This is a genomic window from Janthinobacterium sp. OK676, assembly GCF_900103595.1.
In the GTDB taxonomy this organism is placed as follows: Bacteria; Pseudomonadota; Gammaproteobacteria; order Burkholderiales; family Burkholderiaceae_D; genus Janthinobacterium.
In genome coordinates this window covers 250,121-272,997 of sequence record NZ_FNHA01000007.1, presented here as the reverse complement: position 1 = coordinate 272,997, position 22,877 = coordinate 250,121, and the positions used below count along the sequence as shown (strand labels likewise).

21 protein-coding genes are annotated in these 22,877 nt (G+C 61.0%); 12 read left to right on the top strand and 9 right to left on the bottom strand.

The window, feature by feature from the left end; all coding sequences use genetic code 11:
* Positions 1–15: 15 nt before the first annotated feature.
* The 3 genes from BLU39_RS16050 to BLU39_RS16040 all read right to left on the bottom strand — a co-directional run bounded on the left by BLU39_RS16050 (position 16) and on the right by BLU39_RS16040 (position 2,963).
* Positions 16–480: a hypothetical protein gene (locus BLU39_RS16050; protein ID WP_139178312.1), complete on the bottom strand. Its 465-nt coding sequence runs from the start codon at positions 478–480 to the stop codon at positions 16–18.
* A gap of 81 nt (positions 481–561) precedes the next feature.
* Positions 562–1,824, bottom strand: coding sequence for a DEAD/DEAH box helicase (locus tag BLU39_RS16045; protein WP_092714620.1), 1,263 nt, complete (start codon positions 1,822–1,824; stop codon positions 562–564).
* An 80-nt stretch (positions 1,825–1,904) separates the two neighbouring features.
* Positions 1,905–2,963: an Lnb N-terminal periplasmic domain-containing protein gene (locus BLU39_RS16040; RefSeq protein ID WP_175539331.1), complete on the bottom strand. Its 1,059-nt coding sequence runs from the start codon at positions 2,961–2,963 to the stop codon at positions 1,905–1,907.
* Positions 2,964–3,127: 164 nt separating this feature from the next.
* Between BLU39_RS16040 and BLU39_RS16035 the strand changes: the two genes are divergently transcribed.
* Together BLU39_RS16035 and BLU39_RS16030 are read left to right on the top strand one after the other, a co-directional pair.
* Positions 3,128–3,838, top strand: a complete 711-nt coding sequence (locus tag BLU39_RS16035) for a hypothetical protein (RefSeq protein ID WP_217635078.1) — start codon at positions 3,128–3,130, stop codon at positions 3,836–3,838.
* 34 nt (positions 3,839–3,872) lie between these two features.
* Positions 3,873–4,229 (top strand): glyoxalase superfamily protein, encoded by a 357-nt coding sequence (locus tag BLU39_RS16030; RefSeq protein WP_092714755.1) that lies wholly within the window; start codon positions 3,873–3,875, stop codon positions 4,227–4,229.
* A gap of 3 nt (positions 4,230–4,232) precedes the next feature.
* On the opposite strand, the gene BLU39_RS16025 is transcribed toward BLU39_RS16030, so the two are convergent.
* Positions 4,233–5,402 carry a mandelate racemase/muconate lactonizing enzyme family protein gene (locus BLU39_RS16025; RefSeq protein ID WP_092714616.1) on the bottom strand — a complete coding sequence of 390 codons (1,170 nt, stop codon included), beginning with the start codon at positions 5,400–5,402 and terminating at the stop codon, positions 4,233–4,235.
* Between the two features lie 99 nt (positions 5,403–5,501).
* On the opposite strand from BLU39_RS16025, the gene BLU39_RS16020 reads away from it, so the two are divergent.
* Together BLU39_RS16020 and motA are read left to right on the top strand one after the other, a co-directional pair.
* The gene (locus BLU39_RS16020) at positions 5,502–6,422 is read left to right on the top strand and encodes a LysR family transcriptional regulator (RefSeq protein WP_092714614.1); all 921 of its coding nucleotides are present in this window, start codon (positions 5,502–5,504) and stop codon (positions 6,420–6,422) included.
* A 42-nt stretch (positions 6,423–6,464) separates the two neighbouring features.
* The gene (motA, locus tag BLU39_RS16015) at positions 6,465–7,328 is read left to right on the top strand and encodes a flagellar motor stator protein MotA (protein WP_035820336.1); all 864 of its coding nucleotides are present in this window, start codon (positions 6,465–6,467) and stop codon (positions 7,326–7,328) included.
* Between the two features lie 15 nt (positions 7,329–7,343).
* On the opposite strand, the gene BLU39_RS16010 is transcribed toward motA, so the two are convergent.
* The 4 genes from BLU39_RS16010 to BLU39_RS15995 form a co-directional block, all read right to left on the bottom strand.
* Positions 7,344–7,742, bottom strand: coding sequence for a VOC family protein (locus BLU39_RS16010; RefSeq protein WP_092714612.1), 399 nt, complete (start codon positions 7,740–7,742; stop codon positions 7,344–7,346).
* A gap of 58 nt (positions 7,743–7,800) precedes the next feature.
* Positions 7,801–9,243 carry an aminotransferase-like domain-containing protein gene (locus BLU39_RS16005; protein ID WP_092714610.1) on the bottom strand — a complete coding sequence of 481 codons (1,443 nt, stop codon included), beginning with the start codon at positions 9,241–9,243 and terminating at the stop codon, positions 7,801–7,803.
* A 9-nt stretch (positions 9,244–9,252) separates the two neighbouring features.
* Positions 9,253–9,837, bottom strand: a complete 585-nt coding sequence (locus tag BLU39_RS16000; RefSeq protein WP_092714608.1) for a LysE family translocator — start codon at positions 9,835–9,837, stop codon at positions 9,253–9,255.
* Positions 9,838–10,320: 483 nt separating this feature from the next.
* The gene (locus BLU39_RS15995) at positions 10,321–10,653 is read right to left on the bottom strand and encodes a DUF6572 domain-containing protein (RefSeq protein ID WP_092714606.1); all 333 of its coding nucleotides are present in this window, start codon (positions 10,651–10,653) and stop codon (positions 10,321–10,323) included.
* A 157-nt stretch (positions 10,654–10,810) separates the two neighbouring features.
* Here BLU39_RS15995 and BLU39_RS15990 point away from each other — a divergent pair, with 157 nt between their 5' ends.
* From BLU39_RS15990 to BLU39_RS15965, 8 genes are all read left to right on the top strand, one after another.
* Positions 10,811–12,160, top strand: a complete 1,350-nt coding sequence (locus tag BLU39_RS15990; RefSeq protein WP_092714604.1) for a transposase — start codon at positions 10,811–10,813, stop codon at positions 12,158–12,160.
* 123 nt (positions 12,161–12,283) lie between these two features.
* Complete coding sequence (locus BLU39_RS15985; protein WP_139178311.1) at positions 12,284–12,760, top strand: hypothetical protein; 477 nt, start codon at positions 12,284–12,286, stop codon at positions 12,758–12,760.
* 244 nt (positions 12,761–13,004) lie between these two features.
* Complete coding sequence (locus BLU39_RS15980; protein ID WP_139178310.1) at positions 13,005–13,397, top strand: hypothetical protein; 393 nt, start codon at positions 13,005–13,007, stop codon at positions 13,395–13,397.
* Positions 13,398–13,862: 465 nt separating this feature from the next.
* The gene (locus BLU39_RS28235) at positions 13,863–14,294 is read left to right on the top strand and encodes a hypothetical protein (protein ID WP_139178309.1); all 432 of its coding nucleotides are present in this window, start codon (positions 13,863–13,865) and stop codon (positions 14,292–14,294) included.
* A gap of 44 nt (positions 14,295–14,338) precedes the next feature.
* Positions 14,339–14,926, top strand: a complete 588-nt coding sequence (locus BLU39_RS28230; RefSeq protein WP_139178308.1) for a hypothetical protein — start codon at positions 14,339–14,341, stop codon at positions 14,924–14,926.
* Between the two features lie 517 nt (positions 14,927–15,443).
* Complete coding sequence (locus tag BLU39_RS29185) at positions 15,444–15,641, top strand: phage tail protein (protein ID WP_139178307.1); 198 nt, start codon at positions 15,444–15,446, stop codon at positions 15,639–15,641.
* Between the two features lie 48 nt (positions 15,642–15,689).
* On the top strand, positions 15,690–15,851 hold the full coding sequence (locus tag BLU39_RS28655; protein WP_175539330.1) for a hypothetical protein: 162 nt from the start codon (positions 15,690–15,692) through the stop codon (positions 15,849–15,851).
* A gap of 324 nt (positions 15,852–16,175) precedes the next feature.
* A complete protein-coding gene (locus BLU39_RS15965) occupies positions 16,176–21,218 on the top strand; it encodes a diguanylate cyclase domain-containing protein (protein WP_092714594.1) in 5,043 nt (1,680 codons plus the stop codon).
* 25 nt (positions 21,219–21,243) lie between these two features.
* Here the strand turns inward: BLU39_RS15965 and BLU39_RS15960 are convergent, their stop codons facing one another.
* Positions 21,244–22,743: a nucleobase:cation symporter-2 family protein gene (locus BLU39_RS15960; RefSeq protein ID WP_254788991.1), complete on the bottom strand. Its 1,500-nt coding sequence runs from the start codon at positions 22,741–22,743 to the stop codon at positions 21,244–21,246.
* Positions 22,744–22,877 lie beyond the last annotated feature (134 nt).

Sequence of the window (22,877 nt, the reverse complement as noted above, 5' to 3'; positions counted from 1 at the left end):
GCACTTATCCAGCACTTATCCGCGCCTTGCCGGACAAGGCGTGTCGCGGTAAAACACAAAGCCGCCCAGGCCGATGGCCTTGGTGTCGGCTTTCACGCCATACACGAGCGTATTTTTGGCCGCCTCGATGCGCAGCAGGTTCATGTGTTGGACGATTTGCGCGTGCGACAGTTCAAACGATGGCGTCGGCGCCAGTTGCAAACGCAGTTCGGAGGTAGCGCCATCGTAGGCCCAGCGGCCCGGATTGTAGAAGGCGAAGCCGCCATCGAAACGCAGGCTGCCATCCTTGAACTGGGTCAGGCAAATGCCGGGAAATTCGCTGGGCGGGTTGTACCAGGTGGCGGCCACGGCGGCGTCGGCGGGCGCCTTGCCCGGCATCTGCATGCCGCTGCCCTCATTTTTGCCGCCCATGCCGGCGCAACCGGCCAGCGCCGCGATGCAGGCGGCAGCGGCCACCCGTTTGATCATGTTCCTGTGCATTCCCGTCCCCTTGCTTTATAGAAACACAATCTTAGTCCGGGAAGCGTGGTCATTCAAGCGGCTAGCGCACATAAGGAGGATTTAATTGCCCTCGGCCGTTTTCGCCGCCATGGCTGCCGCTTCGCGCAATTTGTCCTTCTTGCTTTTCCGCGCCCCCTTCACGCCACCATTGACCGTATCCGTGACGGGGTTTACTGGCGTAGGCAGTTCCGTCAGCTCGAAACCGGCCACCACTTCGCGCACGATGCGCAAGTCGTTGCGGTTTTCGATCAGGCGGAAATGCGCTTCCGTATCGGCCGTTACGAAACTGATGGCCGTGCCGCTTTCGCCGGCGCGGCCCGTACGGCCGATGCGGTGCGTGTAGTCGACGGCCGAACGGGGCAAGTCATAGTTGACGACGGCCGGCAAGCCGGCGATGTCGATGCCGCGCGCGGCCACGTCGGTGGCCACCAGCACCTGCAAGCGCCCCGCCTTGAAGTCGGCCAGCAGCTGGCTGCGCGTGCCCTGGCTGAATTCGCCGTGGAAGGCGCCCACGTGCAGGCCCGCGCGCTGCAATTTGTCGGCCACGTGTTCGGCCGCGTACTTGGTGGCGACGAACACCAGCACGCGATCCCACTGCTGCTGCAGGATCAGGTAGCGCAGCAGCTGCGTGCGGCGCGGCACGTCGACCGTGATGGCGCGCTGCACGATGTCGGGCTGGTCCTGCGGTTCGGACGCCACTTCGATGCGCACGGGTTCCTTCAGCAGGCCGTCGACCAGCGCCTGCACGCTGTCGGGGAAGGTGGCGGAGAAGAACAGGTTTTGCCGCTGCTTGGGCAGCAGCGCGAGGATGGCGTTGATCTCCTCGGAAAAACCCATGTCGAGCAGCCGGTCGGCCTCGTCGAGCACGCACAGCGACACGCCGCCCAGTTTGACGGCGTTCTGGCGCACCAGATCGAGCAGGCGGCCCGGCGTGGCGACGACGATATCGGCGCCGCCGCGCAAGTCCATCATCTGAGGATTGATCGACACGCCGCCGAACAGCACGGAAATCTTCAGTTTGACGGGCAGCGGCTTGGCCAGCGCGTGCACGGTCTGCCCCACCTGCGCCGCCAGCTCGCGCGTGGGCACGAGGATCAGCGCGCGCACCTGGCGCGGGCCGGATGCGGGCGCCATCAGCGCCTGCAGCAGCGGCAGCGCATAGGCGGCCGTCTTGCCGGAACCCGTCTGCGCGGCGCCCAGCACATCGCTGCCGCGCAGGATGGCGGGAATGGCGGCCGCCTGGATGGCCGTCGGCGCGGCATAGCCGGCCTTGTCGACGGCGCGGACCAGGGCGGGAATCAGACCCAGTGAGGAAAATGGCATAGCGGGCCTTCTTTATTCGTAAAGTGAGACCGGCCGCGAAAGGCGGCCGGTCGGATATGGCGACAGTATAAGGCAGACGGCTACTGGCGTGGCATTTGCAGCGTCGGATGGCCCGCTTCGTCATAGCCCGGCATGGCGCGGCGGATCGCGTGCGAAAAATCAGGATCGTCGTTGGCCGCCCGCGCGCGCGCCGTGACGTGACCCCCATCGCGCAGCTGCTGGAAGGTCTGGCCGGGCACCAGGCCCTTGACGTCGAACAGGTAGCGGTCCAGGTAGCCCGAGGCCATCAGCCGGTAATCGAGCGGCAGGCCCGGCACGATGCGGCGCACCATCTCGAAGACGATGGTGGTGCAGTTGGCCGTCAGGGTGTTGTAGAACTGCGGCTTGTTCTTCAGCGACTGCGCCTCGTCCAGGTAGGCGAGGAACAGCGAGCGCATGGCCGCTTTCGACATCATGACGCGGTACAGGTGCATGTCCTCGCCGCGCGCATTCGTGCGCACGCGCAGGATGTCGCGCTCGTCGGCGGCGATCAGGCTCATTTCGAAATGCTTGAAGAAGCCGCCGATGGCGGAAAAGCGCTCGCCCTTCTCCTTGCGGATCTCGATGGAAAACGTCAGGAAGCGCCCATCCGCAAAGCCGAACGAGATCAGGGTGTGCGCGATGTAAGGCCCCGTCCAGTACGACAGCGCCGTGTCCACCGTGCGCAGTTCGTCGAGGTCGTAGCTGCGCTGCTCCCACTTGACCGTGTAGTCGTCATCGCTGCGCCAGTCGAAATTGCGCACATTGTCCAGGGTGACGAGATTGCCCTTGACCGTACCCGTGACGTTGCGCGCCACGTCATCGGCCCACACCCTTTCCTGCTTCGGCGTGATGAAGCTCCACCACACGAGCAGCAGGATAAACCCGGCCGCATACGGCAGCAGCACGCGCATGTCGCCCCGCATCCACCACAGCGCGATGCTGGCCACGCCCAGCGCGCCCCACAGCAGCGCGCCGATGCCTTGCGCGGCCGTGCCGCCGGACAGCTGGTACCAGAGCGCCAGCGCGCCCCACAGTGCGGTCAACAGGATAATCAGGGAAACGGCCATTTTGCCTATGCTGGCCAGCACGGAGCGGGCTTGGTGTGATAAGAAAGTCATGCCGTGATTATAGAGGCAAGTGCAGGAATAGGTGAGTTCCGGCAAGTATGGGCAAAGTCATCCGGACAAACAATATTGCTAGCGTGGCAATTTACTTCATGAGAACATTCTGCACAAATAAAATGTATAGACAAGGCGTCCTGCCTTGCCATCCAGGAGACACCTTGCCATCGAGTTCACTGTACGCCTTCGCCGGCAGCCTCAATTCCCTCTTCATCGTCGTCAGCCTGTTTGGTTTGTGGTCGCAGCTGCAAAAAATCTGGCAGCGCAAGCGCGATGCCGGCATCGGCGCCGGCAAGACGACGGACATCCTGTCCATCAACCAATTCACCGTCAGCTTCCTTGCATATTGCGCGTTCTTCGTCTACGGCTATTCGATCACGCCGTTCAACCACTACATCGTCTGGCCCCGTTTGATCGCCTCGCTGATCGCGCTGGGCATCCTGTTCGAGATATATCGTGACCGCCGCAGCACGACATCGCGCAATGCGCTGCTGGCCTGCGCGCTGCTGCTGGGCGCGGGTGTGGCGGGGCTGGCCTTCGGTCCCACCTTCAGCGACGAAAAGCGCGTGATCTCGCAAAGCCTGATCGTCGCCGTCACCGTGCTGCTGGCGCAAGGCTATGCGCACCAGATCCGCCTGATCTGGCGCTCGGGCAGGACGGGCGCCGTGTCGTTAAAGATGAGCCAGTTCATCCTGGCGATGGATGTCAGCACCATCTTCTTTGCCTGCGTCATGGGCCTGTCGACAGGCTGGCCATTGCTGCTACTGGTCAGCGTCAGCGCCACGACCAAGCTGATCATCATGTGGCTGTTCCGCTGGGAGAAGACCAGCCCCGCCGCGCAGGTGAAACGCCAGGCGCTGGCCTGCGGCTAGAATGGCGGCTTTCCCACCTGTCGAAAGCGCCGCCATGCATGCTGCCATCCCCATCCTGCGCATCTTCTCGGAAGAAAAGGCGCGCGAGTTCTACCTCGGCTTCCTCGGCTTTACCGTCGACTGGGAACATCGCTTCGAGCCGACGGCGCCGCTGTACACGCAGGTGACCCGTGGCGACCTGGTGCTGCACCTGTCCGAACACCACGGCGACGCCACGCCGGGCGCGGCGCTCTTGATCCCCGTCGACGACATCGCCGCCCTGCACGCGGAATTGCGCGACAGGGATTATCCGTATGCGCGGCCCGGCATCCGCGACGAGGACTGGGGCCGCATCCTGGAAGTGGCCGACCCGTTCGGCAACCGGCTGCGCTTCTGGCAGCGCGGCGAATAACGCTTACTGCCCGCTCAGGGCGCGCATTTCCGCATACAGGTTCGCCTTGCCCTCGAAGCCGATGCCAACCAGGTCCGGCATGGTGATGTGGCCGTTCTCGACCTTGACGCCATCGGGAAAACCGCCAAACGGCTGGAACAGATCGGGATACGATTCATTGCCGCCCAGGCCCAGGCCCGCCGCGATATTCAGGGACATCTGGTGGCCGCCGTGCGGGATGCAGCGGCTGCGCGACCAGCCGTGCTGGTGCAGCATGTCCAGGGTGCGCAAGTATTCCACGAGGCCGTAGCTCAAGGCGCAGTCGAACTGCAGCCAGTCGCGGTCCGCGCGCATGCCGCCATAGCGGATCAGGTTGCGCGCATCCTGCATGGAAAACAGGTTTTCGCCCGTCGCCATCGGCTTGTCGTAGTAGCTGCGCAAGGTAGCCTGCAGTTCGAAGTCGAGCGGGTCGCCCGCCTCTTCGTACCAGAACAGGTCGTACTGGCGCAGCGCCTTGGCGTAGGCGATCGACGTATCGAGGTCGAAGCGGCCGTTCGCATCCACGCACAGCTTTTGCCCATCCTGCAGCACTTCCATGATGGCGTCGATGCGGCGCAAGTCCTCATCGAGCGAGGCGCCGCCGATCTTTTTCTTGACCACCGTGTAGCCGCGGTCGATGTAGCTGCGCATCTCGTCCTGCAAGGCGGACAGGCTCTGGCCCGGGTAGTAATAGCCGCCCGCCGCATACACGAACACTTTTTTATCCGGCACACCGGTGCCGTGGCGCTCGGCCAGCAGCTGGAACAGCGGCTTGTTCTCGATCTTCGCCACGGCGTCCCAGATGGCCATGTCGATGGTGCCGATGGCTACCGAGCGCTCGCCGTGGCCACCCGGCTTTTCATTGGTGTACATGCAGTCCCACACCTTGTGCGGATCGAGGTTGCCGCCGTCATCCGTGACGAGCGAGGCGGGATCGGCGTCGAGGATGCGGGGAATGAAGCGCTCGCGCATCAGCATGCCCTGGCCATAGCGGCCATTCGAATTGAAGCCGTAGCCGACGACGGGTTTGCCGTCGCGCATCACATCCGTGACGACGGCCACCAGGCTCAGGGTCATCTTGCTGAAATCGATGTAGGCGTTGCGGATGGGGGAAGAGATGGGGATGGTCTTTTCGCGGATGTCGACGATTTTCATGCGGGTCTCCTGTGAGTGAAAACAATGACGCCAGCTTAACCGCGATAGTTAGTCGTATAATCTATATCAATTTAAACCATTCTTCACTTGAAGTTAATAATGAAAAGCGACGCCACGACGGAAATGGCCTTTTTTGTGCTGCTGGCCAAGCTGGGCAGCCTGTCGGCCACGGCGCGCGAGCTGGGCATCACGCCGCCCGCCGTCAGCAAGCGCCTGCAGTTGATGGAGCAGCGCCTGGGCGTGCGCCTGCTGAACCGCAGCACGCGGCGCATCAGCCTGACGGGCGATGGCGAAAGCTACCTGGCGCAGGCGCGGCAGATCCTCGACGATATCCGCGCCATGGAGGAATCCCTGGCCAGCGGCAGCGCGCAGCCGCGCGGGTTGCTGCGCGTGAACGCCACCCTGGGTTTCGGGCGCACGGTGATCGCGCCCCTGCTGTCGCAATTCGCCCTGCGCCATCCGCAGCTGGAAGTCCAGCTGCAGCTGACGGACAGCCCCATCAACCTGGTCGAGCAGGCCTACGACCTGGGCATCCGCTTCGGCGACTTGCCCGACACGCGGCTGTCCGCGCGGCGCATCATGTCGAACCGGCGCTTCCTGTGCGCCTCGCCCGCCTACCTGCAGGCGCACGGCACGCCGCAGACGCCCGACGACCTGGCGCGGCACCGCTGCATCGTGCACCGGCAGAACGACGACGCCTACGGCATCTGGCGCCTGAGTCGTGGCCGCGCCACCCACACGGTGAAAGTGCGCGGCACGGTGGCCAGCAACGATGGCGACGTGGTGCTGGGCTGGGCGCTGGACGGCCACGGCATCCTGCTGCGCTCGGAATGGGACCTGGCCCGCTACCTCGACAGCGGCCGCCTGCGCGTGGTGCTGGAAGACTACGCGCTGGCGCCGGCCGACCTGTACGCCTTTTACCCGAGCCGCCACCAGCTGCCCGCCAAAGTGCGCGCTTTTATCAATTTTCTCATCGAGCAATTGCAGCCAGAAGCGGCCACAGCGGCAGAATCAGGTTAAACTACAATATTGCGATATGGCAATATTATGAAGGAGTAGGTTTTGCTAGTCATCCTCGGATTTCTCGTCGTGCTGTTTTCCGTCTTCGGCGGCTTCGCCATGCAGGGCGGTCACCTGGGCGCCCTGTTCCAGCCGCTGGAACTGCTGATGATCGGCGGCGCCGCGCTAGGCACCTTCTTTGTCGGCAATGACGCCAAGGCCATCCGCGCCACGTTCGCCGCCCTGCCCACCCTGTTCCACGGCTCGCAATACACGAAGGCGCGCTACATGGAGCTGATGGGGCTGATGTATGAAATCCTCAGCAAGATCCGCAAGGAAGGCCTGATGTCGGTCGAGGACGATATCGACGACCCGTACCGCAGCGCCATCTTCGTGAAATACCCGTACACGCTAGGCGACGAGCACATCCTGGAATTCATCACCGATTATCTGCGCCTGATGGTGTCGGGCAATATGGATGCCTACCAGATCGAAAACCTGATGGATAACGAGATCGAGACGCACCATGAAGATGCGGAAATGCCGATCCAGACGATTTCGCAGCTGGCCGACGCCATGCCCGCCTTCGGCATCGTGGCCGCCGTCATGGGCGTCGTGCACACGATGGCGTCCGTCGGCTTGCCCCCGGCCGAGCTGGGCGTGCTGATCGCGCAGGCGCTGGTGGGCACCTTCATCGGCATCTTGCTGGCCTACGGCTTCATCGCGCCCCTGGCCAGCTTGCTGCGCCGCAAGCACCATGAAACGGCGAAGATGTACCAGTGCGTGAAAGTGACGTTACTGGCCAGCCTGAACGGCTACGCCCCGGCCCTGGCCGTGGAATTCGGCCGCAAGGTCATTTCCGCCACGGAACGCCCGTCGTTCAGCGAACTGGAAAACCACGTGCGCCAGGTGCGCACGAAAAACTGATTCCAGCGGTTCGCGTCAGGCTTCCGGCGCCGTCCAGACCAGGTTCCACAGGTGGCCATCGATATCCTCGAAGCCCTGGTCATACATGAAGCCTTGGTCTTCGGGCGGATGCGGTATGCGCCCACCGGCGGCCGCGGCCTTGGCGATCAGGCCGTCCACCTCTTCCCGGCTTTCGCAACTGAGGCAAATGACGACTTCATTGGCATCCTTCGCATTCGCCACCGGCTTGCCGATCAGCGACTGGAAAAAATCTTCGGTCGTCAGCATGGCCTGGATGCTGCCGTCGACGATGTTCAGGAACGCCGCGTTCTCGCCGCTGAAGCGGGAATCGAAAGTAAAGCCGAGGGCGGAAAAGAAGGCCCTGGATTTGTCCAGGTCCTTCACGGGCAGGTTGAGAATGATCTGTTTGTGCATGGCGCTTCCTTGCTCACACGTTGACGAAAAAATCGTCGCTCCAGAATACCAATAAAAACTAAAGGAAGGCGCGGGCCAGGCTGGAGCGCGCGCCAGCCACCGCGCGCAGGCGCTCTTCCAGGTAGGCGCTCACGCGCGGATGCTGGCTGAAGGCGACGTTGAAGCGGATGTGCTGGTCGGGCGTGTCGTTGGCCGAGAACGCGGCGCCGCGCATCAGCAGGATCTTGTTGCGGTAGGCATCCTGCACCAGCAAGTCCACGTCCAGCCCTTCGGGCATGCTGCCCCACAGGAAAATGCCTGCGTCGCCGGGCTGCTCGAACAGCACGCCGGCCGCGCTCAGTTGCCGCGTGCTGGCGTTGCGCGCCACCATGATCTTGCGTTGCAGCCGCTCCAGGTGCTTGCGCAGATTGCCGGCCTTGAGCACTTCCAGCAGCACGTATTCGTTCAGCGCAGGCAAGGTCATGATGGAATGGATCTTGGTGCGCATCAGCAGCTTGAGCAAGGCGGGTGCCGCAGCCAGGTAGCCCATGCGCAAGGCCGGGCTCAGCGCCTTGCACAGGCTCGAGTAGTAGATCACGCCGTCCAGTCCGGACAGCGACGCCAGCCGCGTGCTGTGACCCGGCTGGAAATGGCCGTGCACGTCGTCTTCGGCGATCAGGAAGCCATGCTGCTGCGCCATGATCAGCACCTTGTGCAGGTTGGCGGCGCTGCTGCTCCAGCCGGTGGGATTGTGCAAAGCCGTCTGCACGAACAGCAGGCGCGGACGGTGCGCGCGGCAGGCCGCTTCCAGTTCGTCCAGGTCGAGGCCATCGGGACGGCGCTTGATGGGCACCAGGCGCACGCCGTCCTGGCACAGCCTGCCGAACATCAGGAAGTATCCGGGGTCTTCCACCAGCACCGTATCGCCGGGCTGCAGAAACGTGCGGCAGATCAGATCGATGGCATGGGTGCCGCCGAAGGTGGTGAGGATGTGGCTGGCATCCGCGGCGATGCCGATGCCGCGCAACAGCAGCGCGATCTGCTCGCGCAATTCCGCCAGCCCTTGCGGCGGACAGCGCGAGGCCATGCCGGCCGCGCTGCGCGCCAGGCCACGCTGCACGGCCGCCGCCGGCAGCGCGTCCTGCAGCCACGTGGGCGGCAAGGCGCCGCTGCTGGCCAGCAGCACGCCCGGCCGCTGGTCGTTCACTTGCTGGCTCAGCCAGACCGGCTCCTGCTCCTGGCCCGCTTCCAGCGCCACCTCGTCGGGAACGGCGCGGCCGGCGTCAGCGGGGGCGCGCACAAAAAAACCCGTCGTGCCGTGCGTATCGATGACGCCCGCGGCCACCAGCCTGTCATACGCCACCACCACGGTGTTGGTGCTCACCGCGAGCTGCGTGGCGAGCTGGCGGATCGACGGCAGCCTGGTTCCGCCAGGCAGGATGCGTTGCGCGATCTGCTGGCGCAATGCGACCTCGATCTGCTTGAACAGGGCGATGGGCGAGGAGCGGTCGATGGCGAACATGGTGGCAGTCTAGCGTAAAAACGTCAGGGCGAGGACCAGCAGGATGGCACCCATCGTCAAATTGAAGATGCGCTGGTTGCGGGGCGCTTTCAGCACGCTGCGGATAGCGACGCCGAACAGCGCCCACATGGCGTTGCACGGCATGCCTACCACGGTGCCGATCACGGACACCAGCAGCGCGCTGGCGAGCATATTGCCCTGCGCAGGCATGAAGACGGACGCCATGGTGATCGCCTTGAGCCAGCTCTTCGGGTTCAGCGCCTGAAACAGCGCCGCCTGCGCCAACGACACGGCCTTCGGCGCGCTGCTTCCCGCCACCGAGGCGCCGGCAAGTTTCCAGGCCAAAAACACCAGGTACAGCGCGCCCGCGATCCGCAGCAGCTGCTGCGCCATCGGGTACGCAACGAACACGCTGCCCAGCCCCACGCACATGAGCATGGTCTGCACGAAGATGCCGGCCTGGATGCCGAGGATTACCGGCAGCGCACCGCGATAGCCGAAATTGGCGCCGGTGGTGGCCAGCATGACGTTGTTCGGACCGGGCGTGGCGGACATCACAAAGCAATAGCTCATCAGGGGCAAGAGATCGGTCATGGCAGGCAGTCGCAGCGTTGAGAAGGCCCCAGTCTAGAAGCGCGGCACGGCGGCGACAAGGCACAAGGCGGCGCGTACAGGCACATGCTGTATCAGTCGAACGACTGCTACAGCGGCGATACAGGTCGCTCCGCACGGATCAACTTCAGAAACGTCGTTTCATCTGTTACCGCTGCAAGCTGTTCGTGCATGTCACCCCTCTCCGCCCGTACGGCGAGGGATGACCAGCTCTTGCTTGAGCGCGGCAAGAGTCTCGGTTGGGCAGGAGATAAACAGGACAGACCCGATCTCGTCGTTGGATCAAACAGCAACGAAATCGCACACCAGGAACTGGCAAGCCTCACCGGCCCCTGCCACGCCCCATCGGGTTCTCATCTGCCAAGCACTATGGATCAGCACTTAGCTACCGGTGGCGCTTTGCCCCAATGGTACCGTCCGCTTCCGCCCCAGAACAGACCTTCGCTTAACTGATTGCAACTGGCATCAATAGCCGTTGGGCAGACTCATTGCAATGAACTCGACGCCATTAGACTGCAGTTGGGTTCGGGTCGCCGTCAAGAATCGTCCTGCTGCCGTAGTAGGTACATGCTCGTAGACCAGTTCAATTCGAACAGCTTTACCCTGTGCTGCTGGCAACGTTTCGGCCACCTGTCCACTGGTAATAAACGCGAGATAGGCCCCGATTTTTCTCTCGATCAGACTGAAGTGCGCCTCTTGATCATCCCAAGGAAGGTGATCCGAGATTATAAGTACGGCTTTTCCATCAGCCTTCGATATTCCTAACCCGTCGACAACGTCAGAACTATCAATACTCATCGTCTTTCTTTCTGGTCGCAGGTACCAAAGTAACAGTTAATGCTCTGTGAGCGGGCATGGACCGTCCGCTCTTGGCCTATTGCGTTGAAAAACTCCAGTTGAGCACGCGATCTTCACGATTTGCCGCTGTCTAAGCAAAGAAAAGACGGAGGCTGCGATGATGGGACGTCAGGAAACCAAACGGGAGTTGTTCGTCTTGATTAGTCTAAACGAATACGTTCCCGAAGACCATCTACTGAGAGCGGTGGATCAGTACCTCGACCTGACCGAGTTTCGCGAGAACTTGGCTCAGTCGTACAGTCATACCGGTCGACCATCAGTCGATCCCGAGCTCATGGCCCGCATGCTGATCATTGGCTATTGCTACGGTATACGTTCCGAGCGGAGGCTGTGCGAAGAAGTCGGCATGAATCTGGCTTACCGCTGGTTTTGCCGGTTGGGTCTGAAGGATAAGGTGCCGGATCACTCAAGTTTTTCCAAAAATAGACACGGCCGCTTTCGCGATCACGATGCATTTCGCCAGCTATTCGATGCGGTTCTTCGACGTTGCATGACAGAAGGCCTGGTACAGGGCGAAGGGTTTGCAACCGACGCCAGCATGATCAAGGCTGACGCCCAGCGGCAACGTTCCTGTTCAGGCGATTCCGCTATCGATTGGGGTGATCCTGAGCAGGCAAGTCGACCGGTGCGAGAGTATCTGGCAGCTCTGGACCAAGTTAATCCGGTGCCGCCAAAAAGAATCTCGCTGACGGATCCGTCTGCAACCTGGACTGCCGCTGCAGGGCCGGCTATTTTTGCCTACTCAACAAATTACCTGATCGATTTGAAAGCGGGAATGATTGTCGATGTCGAGGCATCCGCAGTGAGCAAGATAGCTGAGCTCGAGGCCACTAAAACGATGATCAACCGGGTTGAGGAGAAATTCGCTATCAAGCCACACCGATTGGTGGGCGATACGAATTACGGTGTTGCTGCAATGCTGGGATGGCTGGTTGATGAAAAGAAGATCGCCCCGCATGTTCCTGTCTGGGACAAATCCGAACATCACGACGGCACTTTCAGCCGTACCGATTTCATCTTCGATAGTGAAAACAATCGTTATGTTTGCCCTGCTGGCAAGTACTTGAAACCCGCTCAGCGTAGCCAGCAGAAAAACCCATTTCGCTATCGAGCCAGCCTGTATGACTGCCAGGCCTGCCAGCTCAAATTAAAATGCTGTCCCAATATGGACATCCGTAAGATCGACCGTAGCCCGCATGAACCTGCACGCGACGTGGCACGGGCCATTGGCAAGACAGACGCTTATCGGCAATCGCGTAGAGAGCGAAAAAAAGTCGAGATGCTATTTGCCCACCTCAAACGCATCCTTAAACTCGGCCAATTGCGCTTGCGCGGCCCCAGCGGCGCCCACGATGAGTTTCTGCTGGCGGCGACGGCGCAAAATCTGCGGAGAATGGCCAAAAAGCTGCTTCCGCCAAAACAGAAAGTGACACTAGTGATGAGCTAAGCGAGCCCAACACCGCCACTGCGTACAATTTTCCTATACATTTACTGCATCGTGACAGGTCTTGGCCAAGAGTTTTTCAACACAATAGGCCAAAAGCGGACAGTCGCACAACAGGATATCCCCGTGGAACAAAACAACTTAAAACCGGAAGCTATGACGACTGACCGATTCGAAGATCTCGGCTGGCATGACAATGCTATTCATGCATTTCGCATCGCCGAAGGGGATGACGGGTGCAGCGGCCAACTGACTCTAGACATCGACTACATCGTCAAATGGATTTCGCCAATAGATGAAGGTGGGCGGTTTTCGTTCGTTGTGTCGCCTGCTGATCTCGTCTTCCATGAAGTAACAGATTTGGTAATATCGATTGATTACGCGTCGTGCTCCGCATCGCTTCAACCAATGACGATTGGTGAGATCCAGCGGGAAGTCTTTACCTACCCGAACGGGTACTCCTCGTTTTCATGGAAAATCGAACTCAATGGGCCGGAAGACAGTTTTATCTCGTTCCACTCTCCACGTATGTCGCAAGTCCTCAAGGGTGAAGCTGTTCGCTCGACGTCTCAATGGTTGATGCCATCCCAACGGACAATGTAATCGACAAGGGCCATGGAAAGGCTGTTGTAGAGAAATTAAAACTTAGAATTTCTCGTTTCGCTGCTGAGAGGAAATGGCCGGTTTGGGTCGGTTCCTGCCTGTCATGGGATGCGCTGGATTTCCCACCTGACAACCTGCTATGCTTGTGCGAAGGGCCGGGTTCGGCCAGAAACGGACCTTCTACCATCGCACGATAATATGAACCTACTGCTCACCTTCATTAGAGCATTTGCAGCGACATAGCGTGCCGCAAGCTGAACGTAAACTTGCTGAACGCTTTTGCTTGAATTGGGACTCGCAGATGCAGGACTGGGATATCACAAACGCGAATGCTGAATTGTTGCCGGTGTTCCTTGGAGCATTGGAGGACACAGCTTTAACGGATGATGAGTTGTATTCCTTAATGGCACTAACCATCGCGTCGGCTGATGAGGCACTTCAGCTCAGCATGGACAGCCAAAGTTCTTTGGCGTCTCTTGCCACATTTTTACGCCAACGCCCGAGCCTTTATGCGTCTACGATAAAATATTGGGCCGAACCAGCTCTTCGAAAACTCGACAAAGAAGAACAGTTCAGTATCTCCGAGTTCATGGCAAACGTTTGGAATCAAATATTGCCGGAACTTAAATCAAATTAGGTATATCGAAAAGCTCCGTCAGTGGTTATGCCTATAAGACGGACTTCCGCTATGGGGCGAAAGCCACCAACAACAGCAGCCGGCCAAGAGCGGAAGTGCATGACGTTATTAAAGTGTAGTTTAAGGTTGCCCGATGATTAGTAAAGAAAGCGCTCCGGCAGCATGGACCACACTGATGTGCGAGCTTGAAGATGCGCAAGAACACTTGACCACGCTCATATCGGAGATGAGTAGGGAGGTTGACTACGATGAGGTAAATCTTCGCATTGATCTCGGCCATGTGTTTGCGCACTTGAACAGGGCTTGGCATCTGCGTGACTTGGCGGAGGACCTCGATCAAGAGCAGTGGGAGCGAGCCGGTCAATTTCCCCAGGACTTAGACCCGGTATAGCTCATGGACGAGATTGGCTGGATTCGGCCAAGAGCAGACAGTCAGTACCTTACTTCAACCTCACCAGATTTGTAATGACCTCAACGTTCGTATTCTCACCGGATTCATTTTGGCTACGCATTCCGGCACAAGTAGAAACTATTTCGATAAAACCGTTTGTCACGCCCTTCGGAGAGACTGACGAATTGCTTTGCTATGTGGGCGAGACTTTGCTTGGCAAGCTTGTGAAGTGTGGCGACGGTGAGGGAAAAGTGATTGCTCTACTGCCTACACTTGACCGTAAACGTGCATATCTTTGGCCAAACCCAGATATGTTTTTGCAAGCGTTGTTGCATGTTCTGCGCTACGAATCCAACGCTGTCTTGTCTTGTGAGCGTGATACCGACCAAGACAAGGTGTTACCGCTGACCGAGTATCATGACGTCGCCGCTGTGCTGACGCAGGTGGTTAAATTTAGCAAAGATGGGGCGGGAACGTGTCCAACATTCCTGTATCAGAAACTGTGATGCCGGTACCGGCCAGAAGCTGCCGTCTGAGTGAAAGAAGGGCAATGAGTAAGAACAAAGTAGGCGCGTTTTTTCTTTTATTTGCGTTAGGGGGCACACTCGCGCACTTTTGGTCGCAGCGAAACATGGACTTAAATATCGCCAGTGTCACGTTTCGAGTTCCAAACCCAGCGATAATCAGCGCTTCTTCGCTGCGAGCGACTAGCGGTGTACTCGATAGTACACAAGGCGCTTTTTTAGAGATTCCCAACGGGCCTTATTATGGGAAATGGGGCGTTCAGTTGCAGTCGAGTGCAGAGCGACGAGCTAATGGATTTCCGTCGCCATTTGACGTTACCGTTGCCGAAGGAACGGTAGGGTCTGCACTTCAACTTACCTCCTTTGGATGGTATAGATGTACAGAGTTATGTGGGAGAGATGTCTGGTACTTCCGACGAAAGCCGACGCGCGACGATTCGACATATTCCGTCGGCTCTATTATTTGTCACGAAACAGAAATTTGTCATTTGTTCTTCTCATATCGTGATGTTGACGTTCAGATTTCACTTCGGCAAAGCCAGATTGAGAATGCGCCAGCGAACTTAAAACAAGCTGCCGAGTTGATTGCTTCTTTAGACGTTACCAGGAAGTGATTTAGTCCAGCTCTGTGAAAGGCTGGCTCATTAATGGGTTCTTCAGCGGGCGAGAACAGGTATCGAAGGTCCGCAATGGGGCGTAAGCGGACACCGCAATACAGAAGCAGCCACCTCAAAAAATCGCAGTAGTTTCGGCCATGCTTTTCAAGAAGGTATTCCCTCACTGCTGATGCTTGCAGGAACGAAAATACAAAGTCAAAAAAACTTCAACGCGAGTACTAGCATTTGACGTTTTTTGTACTAGACTATTTGTCTGAAGTCACCAGCAACCGCTCCAGGTGGAATGGTAACGAAGAACTTTTTCTCCAATGATGGTATTTATGATGGTATTTTTGGATATTGGCTGAGTTAACAGAGCGGTTTTCGATTCCGGCTCCGGCACCAGCGCACAGGATTCAGAAACATCAAAAAGCCATTAACTCCCAAGGGGTTAGTGGCTTTTTTACGTCTCGCCACTCCCCTGATCCAGATTAAACCCGACAAAAACCGGTAGCGATTACGCCAAATTTACGTCATGATTATGCCTCAACAAGCGGTAGATATGGCATCGCGCTGGGCGCGCCCGACCTCTAGCTTATCTTTTGCCGACGAGGGTAACGTGATGGCTAATAGCATCGCCTCGCTTTCATTCGAATACCGCTTCAAGCTCCATCTGATCGTCACCGATGACGCGGGCGACGCCGGCGCCATCATGGTGACCCTGGCCGCTTGAGAAAGTCCACCATTTCAATTTGGTAAAAAATTTCCAGGGGACGAAAATATGGATAAGAAGAAAAGTCCTAAAGAATTATATAAAAATATTCTCACAAAAAATCTAGGGCAACGTCTCGATGAAATGTCCAATTCCGAGAGAATAATATATTGGGGTTTTGTAATAAGTGGGATTATTACAATGATTCTCCTTGTGATTTTTTTAGGGTGAGAATGTTTTTCTAAAATTTTAGCTGATCCGTCTGGGCACCATCGCCGAGGTCGGCGAGGCCAAGGCGCGCGCCTGTACCTGACCGGTAAGCAGCACACACTCATCCCTCCTCCATTTCCAACACGTTCGGCACGTCCGCCACTCCCGCTTTGCCGCGACCTCCACCCCGATCAATTCCCTCCCCACTGGCATTTTTACAACACTCCCCATCAGCCCGCTGGCTCCCCCACGGTTCCCTGCTGATATAATACTTACAATCAAGTAACATTCCGAAATGTGCGCCTTCAGGCTCCCGCAACCGTCTGTGTACTGCTAGCCCAGCCCATGCGCTCCCTTTTCGATCATGAGATCATCAAACAGCTGCACAGCGGTGCCCGCTCACGGGTTTATCGCGCCAGGGCTGCGGATGGCGCCGCGCTGATCGTCAAGAAACCCAATCAGCCCTTCCCCTCCTTTCAGCAACTGGCGCAATTCAAGCGCGAGTATGCGATCGCGCGCCACTGCCGTCATCCTGGCGTGGCGCATCCGCTGGCGCTGCAGCTGCACGGCGGGTGCTGGACGATAGTCCTCGAAGATACCGGCGGCCAGGCGCTCGACCAGGTGTTGCGCGCGCAGGTGGCGGCGCGCAGGACGCCGTCGCAGCCCGCACTGGCGCTGGATGACTTTTTCGACATCGCCCTGCAACTGTGCGCGGCGCTGGAAGAGGTCCATCGTCAGGGCGTGATCCACAAGGACATCAATCCTTCGAACCTGGTGTGGAATGGCGAGCGGCGCCTGCTGCAGCTGATCGATTTCGGCATCGCCTGCGAACTGCCCTACGAAAGCCAGGGCATCGTCAATCTGCAGACGCTGGAAGGCACGCTGCGCTACATGGCGCCGGAACAGACGGGGCGCATGAACCGGCGGGTCGATTGGCGCGCCGATTTCTATGCGCTGGGCGCCACCTTCTACGAACTGCTGGCCGGCCAGGCGCCATTCGAGACGGACGACGAGATGGAACTCGTGCACTGCCACATTGCGCGCAGTCCCGACTGGTCGCACCCGGCGCTGGAAAATTTGCCTGGCCAGCTGCTGCCGATCATCCAGCGGCTGCTGGAAAAAAATGCCGATCAGCGCTACCAGAGCTTGCAAGGCTTGCGCAGCGACCTCGAAGCCTGCCGCGCGCAACAGCCGGCGCAGGCGCTCAAGCTGTCCGACCACAACGGCCGCTTCCTCGTGCCGCAAACGCTGCATGGGCGCGAGGATGCCATCGCCGAGCTGCTGGCGGCGTTTGAGCGCAGCGCCGCGGGCAGGTGCGAGATGCTGCTGGTGGCCGGCCATTCGGGCATCGGCAAGTCCGCCGTCGTCAACGAAGTGCAAAAGCCCATCATCGCGCGGCGCGGCTGTTTCCTGTCCGGGAAATTTGACCAGCTCCAGCGCGACGTGCCGTATGCTTCGCTGATCCAGGCCTTCCAGGGGCTGGTGCGCCAGCTGCTCGGCCAGCCCGAGGAAACGCTGCGCCAGTGGTCCGCCAAACTGCATGCGGCGCTGGGCAGCGGCATCGGCATGCTGGTCGAGCTGATTCCCCAACTGGCGTTGATCGTCGGCCCCACCGATCCGATGCCTGCGTCGGCACCGGCACAGGCCCAGCTGCGCCTGGACCGCCTCTTCCCCCGCTTCGTCGAGGTATTCGCCTGCGCCGGGCATCCGCTGGTGCTGTTCCTCGACGACCTGCAATGGGCCGATGCGGCTACCTTGCGGATGATCGAACTGCTGATGGTCTCGTGCGACAAGAGCTGCCTGCTGTTCATCGGCGCCTACCGCGACAATGAAGTGAGCGCCGCGCATCCGCTCATCGCCCTGCGCGACAAGCTGCTCGCCCGTGACGTGCGCCTGTCCACGCTGTTGCTGGGCGCGCTGACCGAGCCGCAGGTCGCGCAAATGGTCTCGGCCACCGTGCGCGTGGCGGCCCCCGACTGCGCGCCGCTGACCAGCATTTGCTACCGCAAGACGGCCGGCAATCCGTTTTTCCTCAACCAGTTCCTTGCCTCCCTCAATGAGACGGGCCAGCTGCGCTACCGGGCCGCCGGCGATTGCTGGGACTGGGACCTGCCCGCGATAGAGCAGGCCGGATATACCGACAACGTGGTCGAGGTGCTGCTGGAGAAAATCCGCCGCCTGCCCACGGTGACGCAGCACCTGCTGCAACTGGCCGCCTCGTGCGGCAACCGCTTCGCGCTCGACACGCTCGCGCTGGCAGTGGGCCGCGCGCCCCGGAAAACGCAGCAAGACCTGTGGCCGGCGCTTAGTGCAGGATTGATCCAGCCGCTCGACGAACGCTATAAGTACCTCGATGGCGACACCGATGCCGCCAACAGCGGCGTCAGCTACCGCTTCCTGCACGACCGGGTGCAGCAGGCCGCCTACCTGGTCGCCGGCGACGCTGCGCGCGCGGCCAACCATCTCCTCATCGGCCGCTTGCTGTTGCGGCATGCGGCGCCGAAACGTATCGACGAGACGCTGTTCGAGACCGTCGAACAGCTCAATGCGGGCCGCGCGCTGATCAACGATGCGGACGAGCGCGTACAGCTGGCGGCGCTCAATCTGCAGGCCGGCGTCAAGGCACGGCGGTCCGCCGCGTTCCAGTCCACCCTCGAGCACATGCGCACAGGTCTCGACCTGCTGCCTGCGCCGGCATGGGGCGCCCACGCCGGCCTCTGGCTCGACCTGCAGCTGGGCGCGGCCGAAGCGGCCTACCTGTGCGGCCAGTTCGATGCCGCCGAGGCGATCTACCCACTGGTGCGCGCCCTCCCCCTGACGCCGCTGCAGCATGCGCGCTGCATTGCCATCCAGGCGCACCAGTATCAGTTACAGGGCCGCCTGCTCGACGCCATCGCCGTGCAGCGCGACGGCCTGGCGCTGCTGCAGATCGACATTCCGCACGACGTGGCGCAGATGAAGGCGCGCTTCGCCGATATCCTCGCCGACATCGGGCGGCAACCTGGCGCGCAGGCGCCCGACACCTTGCTGGCGGCCGATGAGATGTGCGAGCCGGACGCGGTGGCCGCGATGCAGATGATGCAGGGCCTGTGGATGGCCAGCTACTACGCCGGCCAGCAGGATCTCAGCGCGCTGATGGTAGTGTCGATGACGCGGCTGTCCATACAGCGGGGGAACAGCGATTTCAGCGCCGTCGCCTATGTCGGCTACGCGATGATGGTGGCGCTGTACAGCGGCGACATCGCGCGCGGCTACAAATTCGGCGCAATGGCGATGGCGCTGGCCAGGCGCCGTGCCAACCTGCAGACGCGCACGCTCACGGGCCTGATGTTCGGCGCGCTCAGCAACCACTGGACGCAGCCGCTGCGCAGCTCCGACGCGCTGTACGAAGAGGCGTTTGGCTGGGCGCTGGAAATCGCCGATTTCGTGCAGGTCGGCGTGGTGGCGGCCGTGCGCGCCACCGACCGGCTCATCCTCGGCGACTACCTGCCGCACCTGATGCACGACATCGAGCACGACCTGGCGCTGATGCGCGCCAACGGGCAGCAGGCGATGGCCGATTGCTGCGTCGCCGCCGCGATCCAGCCGATCAAATGCCTGATGGGCCTCCTGCCCCGCCACGACAGCTACGACGATGCCACCTTCAGCGAGGCGCGCTTCCTCGATCAGTATGGCGGCTCGCACCTGTACCGCGCCTACTTCCTGCAGGGGAAGATACGCAACGCCTACCTGTTCGACGGCGCCGACGCCGAGCTGCTGGCCGGCCAGCTCGGCAACGTCACCCAGATCATGCGCGGCCAGGCCAAGGTTGCCGAGTGCAGTTTCTACGCCGCGCTGATCCTGATCCGCGCCTTGCGGCGCAATCCTGCGCGCCCCGATGCGGGCGATATGCTGACCGTGATCGGCACGCTGCAGGAAAACCTCACTGAATGGGCCAGGCACGGCTCGGACAATAGCGCTGCCAAACATCTGCTGGTGCTGGCCGAGATGGCACGCTACCGGGAAGAGCTGCAGCTGGCCACGCGTCATTACCAGCAGGCGATCGACGCGGCCGGCCTGGCCGGCTACGTCAACATGCAGGCGCTGGGCAATGAATTGTGCGGCGAATGCTGGCTCGACCAGGGACATGCGCGCGTGGCCGGCGTCTTCATCAGGGACGCCATCGCGCATTACGATCAGTGGGGCGCGCAGGGCAAGGTGGCGCAACTGCGGGCGCGCCATGGCGCGCTGCTGTCAAGGGTCGACGGCCGCGGCACGCAGCCGCAGCCTGGCCCACATACGCAAGGCAGTTCCGCGCTCGATCTGGTGTCGCTGCTGAAAGCGTCACAGATCCTGTCGAACGAAGTGGGCCTGCGCAATGTGCTGACGCGCCTCATTGCCATCGTGTGTGAAAACGCCGGCGCGCAGGTGGCGCGCCTGCTTCTGCTATCCGAAGGCAGCTATCAGCTCGAGGCCAATATCGATGGTGATGCCGTCACCGTCCTGCAATCGCGCCAGCTCGACCTGAACGCCTCCAGCGACCCGCAGTTCCCGCTGTCGCTGCTGCGCTACGTCGTGCGCACGGGCGCCGAGGTGATCGAAGATTGCATCACGGGCGCCTCGCGCTTTGCCGCCGACCCGTACGTGCAGCTGCAGCGGCCGCGCGCCGTCATGTGCCTGCCGATCCGGCATGGCGGCCAGATCGGCGGCATCCTGTACTTCGAGAACCGGCTGGCCGAAGCGTCGTTCACGGAAGAACGCGTCGCGTTCCTGCGCATGCTCGGTGCGCAGGCGATGATTTCGATCTCCAGCGCCAGGCTGCACGACAGTCTCGAACGGCGCGTTGCCGAACGCACGGAACAGCTGGAAGACGCCAACCGCAAGCTGGCGACCCTGTCCATCACCGACGGCCTGACGGGCCTGGCGAACCGGCGCCATTTCGACGACGTGCTGCGCGCCGAATGTGCGCGTGCCACGCGCGTCGGCCAGCCGCTTGCCGTCGTCATGCTCGATGTCGACTATTTCAAGCGTTTCAATGACCGTCACGGCCACCAGGCCGGCGACGCATGCCTGATCCGGGTCGCGCAGGCGCTGGCGGCCGGCATGCGGCGCGCGGGCGACCTGACGGCGCGCTACGGCGGCGAAGAGTTTTCGATCGTGCTGCCGAACACCGGGGCGGATGAAGCGCGCCAGATCGGCGAAGCGCTGCGGCGCGCCATCGAAGAGCTGGGCATCGCCCACGTGAGCGCGGATGCGCTGCAGGTGACGATCAGCGTCGGCATCGCGGTCCAGTCGGCACCGGGCGCCGCCGATCCGGACACCCTGCTGCGCCTGGCCGATGCCGCGCTGTACCACGCCAAGGATGCGGGACGCAATTGCGTCGAGCTCAGGGTGCTGCCGCCTGGCTGACCGGCATGCGGCGCCAGGCTGCGTTTCAATCGCTGCCATGGCTGTTCTCGCGCGCCTGCTCCTGCGCCTTTTCCTGCGACGTCAAGCCATTGAAGAACAGATTGAGCAGCACGGCGACGATGGCGGCCAGCAGGATGCCGCTGTGCAGCAACGGCGACAGCACTTTCGGCATGTGCTGCGCGTACTGTTCCGCCACCAGCGGCAGCATGCCGAAACCGATAGCCAGGGCCACGATGAACAGGTTGTTGCGGTTGCTCTTGTAGTCGACGCCAGCCAGGATGCGGATGCCGGTGGCGGCGACCATGCCGAACATCACCAGCCCTGCCCCGCCCAGCACGAACGCCGGCACGGCTTCGGCCGTTTGCGCAATCTTCGGGATCACGCCCATGACGAGCAGGATGATGCCGGCCGCCACGCAGACCCAGCGGCTGCGCACGCCCGTCACGCCCACCAGGCCCACGTTTTGCGAAAACGAGGTGTAAGGGAAGGTATTGAAGATGCCGCCGATCAAGGTGCCCAGGCCATCGACGCGCAAGCCGCGGCTGATGTCGGCCTGCCCGACGCGCTTGCCCGTCATTTCGCCCAAGGCCAAAAACATGCCGAGCGACTCGATCATGACGACGATCATCACGAGACTCATGGTGACGATGGCAACCAGGTCGAAAGTCGGCATGCCGAACTGGAACGGCGTGACGATGGCAAAAGCCTTGGCGCCGGCCACCTTGGCGAAATCGGCCTTGCCCAGCGCAAACGACAGCGCCGTGCCGGCGATGATGCCGATCAATACGGCGATATTCGACAGGAAACCGCGGCCATACTTGGCCACCAGCAAGATAACGGCCAGCACGAAGACGGCGATACCCATGTTGTCCAGCGCGCCGTAACCGGGGTTGGCGATCATGGGCACGGGACCGGCCGGCGCGGGCAAGCCGGCCGCCGTGGCGGCAGCGGCCATCTTGACAAAGGCGGGATCGGCGATCTGCGCCATGGCGGGCGGCCCGCCCATGGCCCAGTTCACCCCCACGCGCATCAGCGACACGCCGATCACGGCGATGATGCTGCCCGTGACGACGGGCGGAAACAGGGCCAGCAATCGGCTGATGAAGGGCGCGATCAGCATCGAGACGACGCCGGCACCGATCACGGCGCCAAAGATGCCCGTGATGCCCAGGGCCGGGTTGTTCGCCATGGCCAGCATGGGACTGACGGCGGCAAAGGTGACGCCCATCATGACGGGCAGGCGGATGCCGAAATGCTTGCCTATGCCCAGGGACTGGATCAGGGTCACGAGGCCGCAGCAGAACAGGTCGGCACTGATCAGCGCCGCCACCTGCTCGGGCGGCAGCTTGAGGGCGCGCCCGACGATCAACGGTACGGCAATGGCGCCCGCGTACATGACGAGCACGTGCTGCAAGCCCAAGGTAAACAACTTGCCGGCCGGCAGGATTTCATCGACGGGGGACGGCGCCGCAGGCGCGCTGCCGGGAGTGCTGCGGTGGATGGATTTCAAGCGGGGAGAGGCCATTTACGCTCCAGTTCCTGGGTGACCGCGCCCCGGATGGACGCGGATGAAAGGGAAAAGCAAGAGAGAAACGGGACGACGGGAACACACTGGCGACCGATGATGCATGCGAAGCTCCTGGGATGGGACGACCAAGG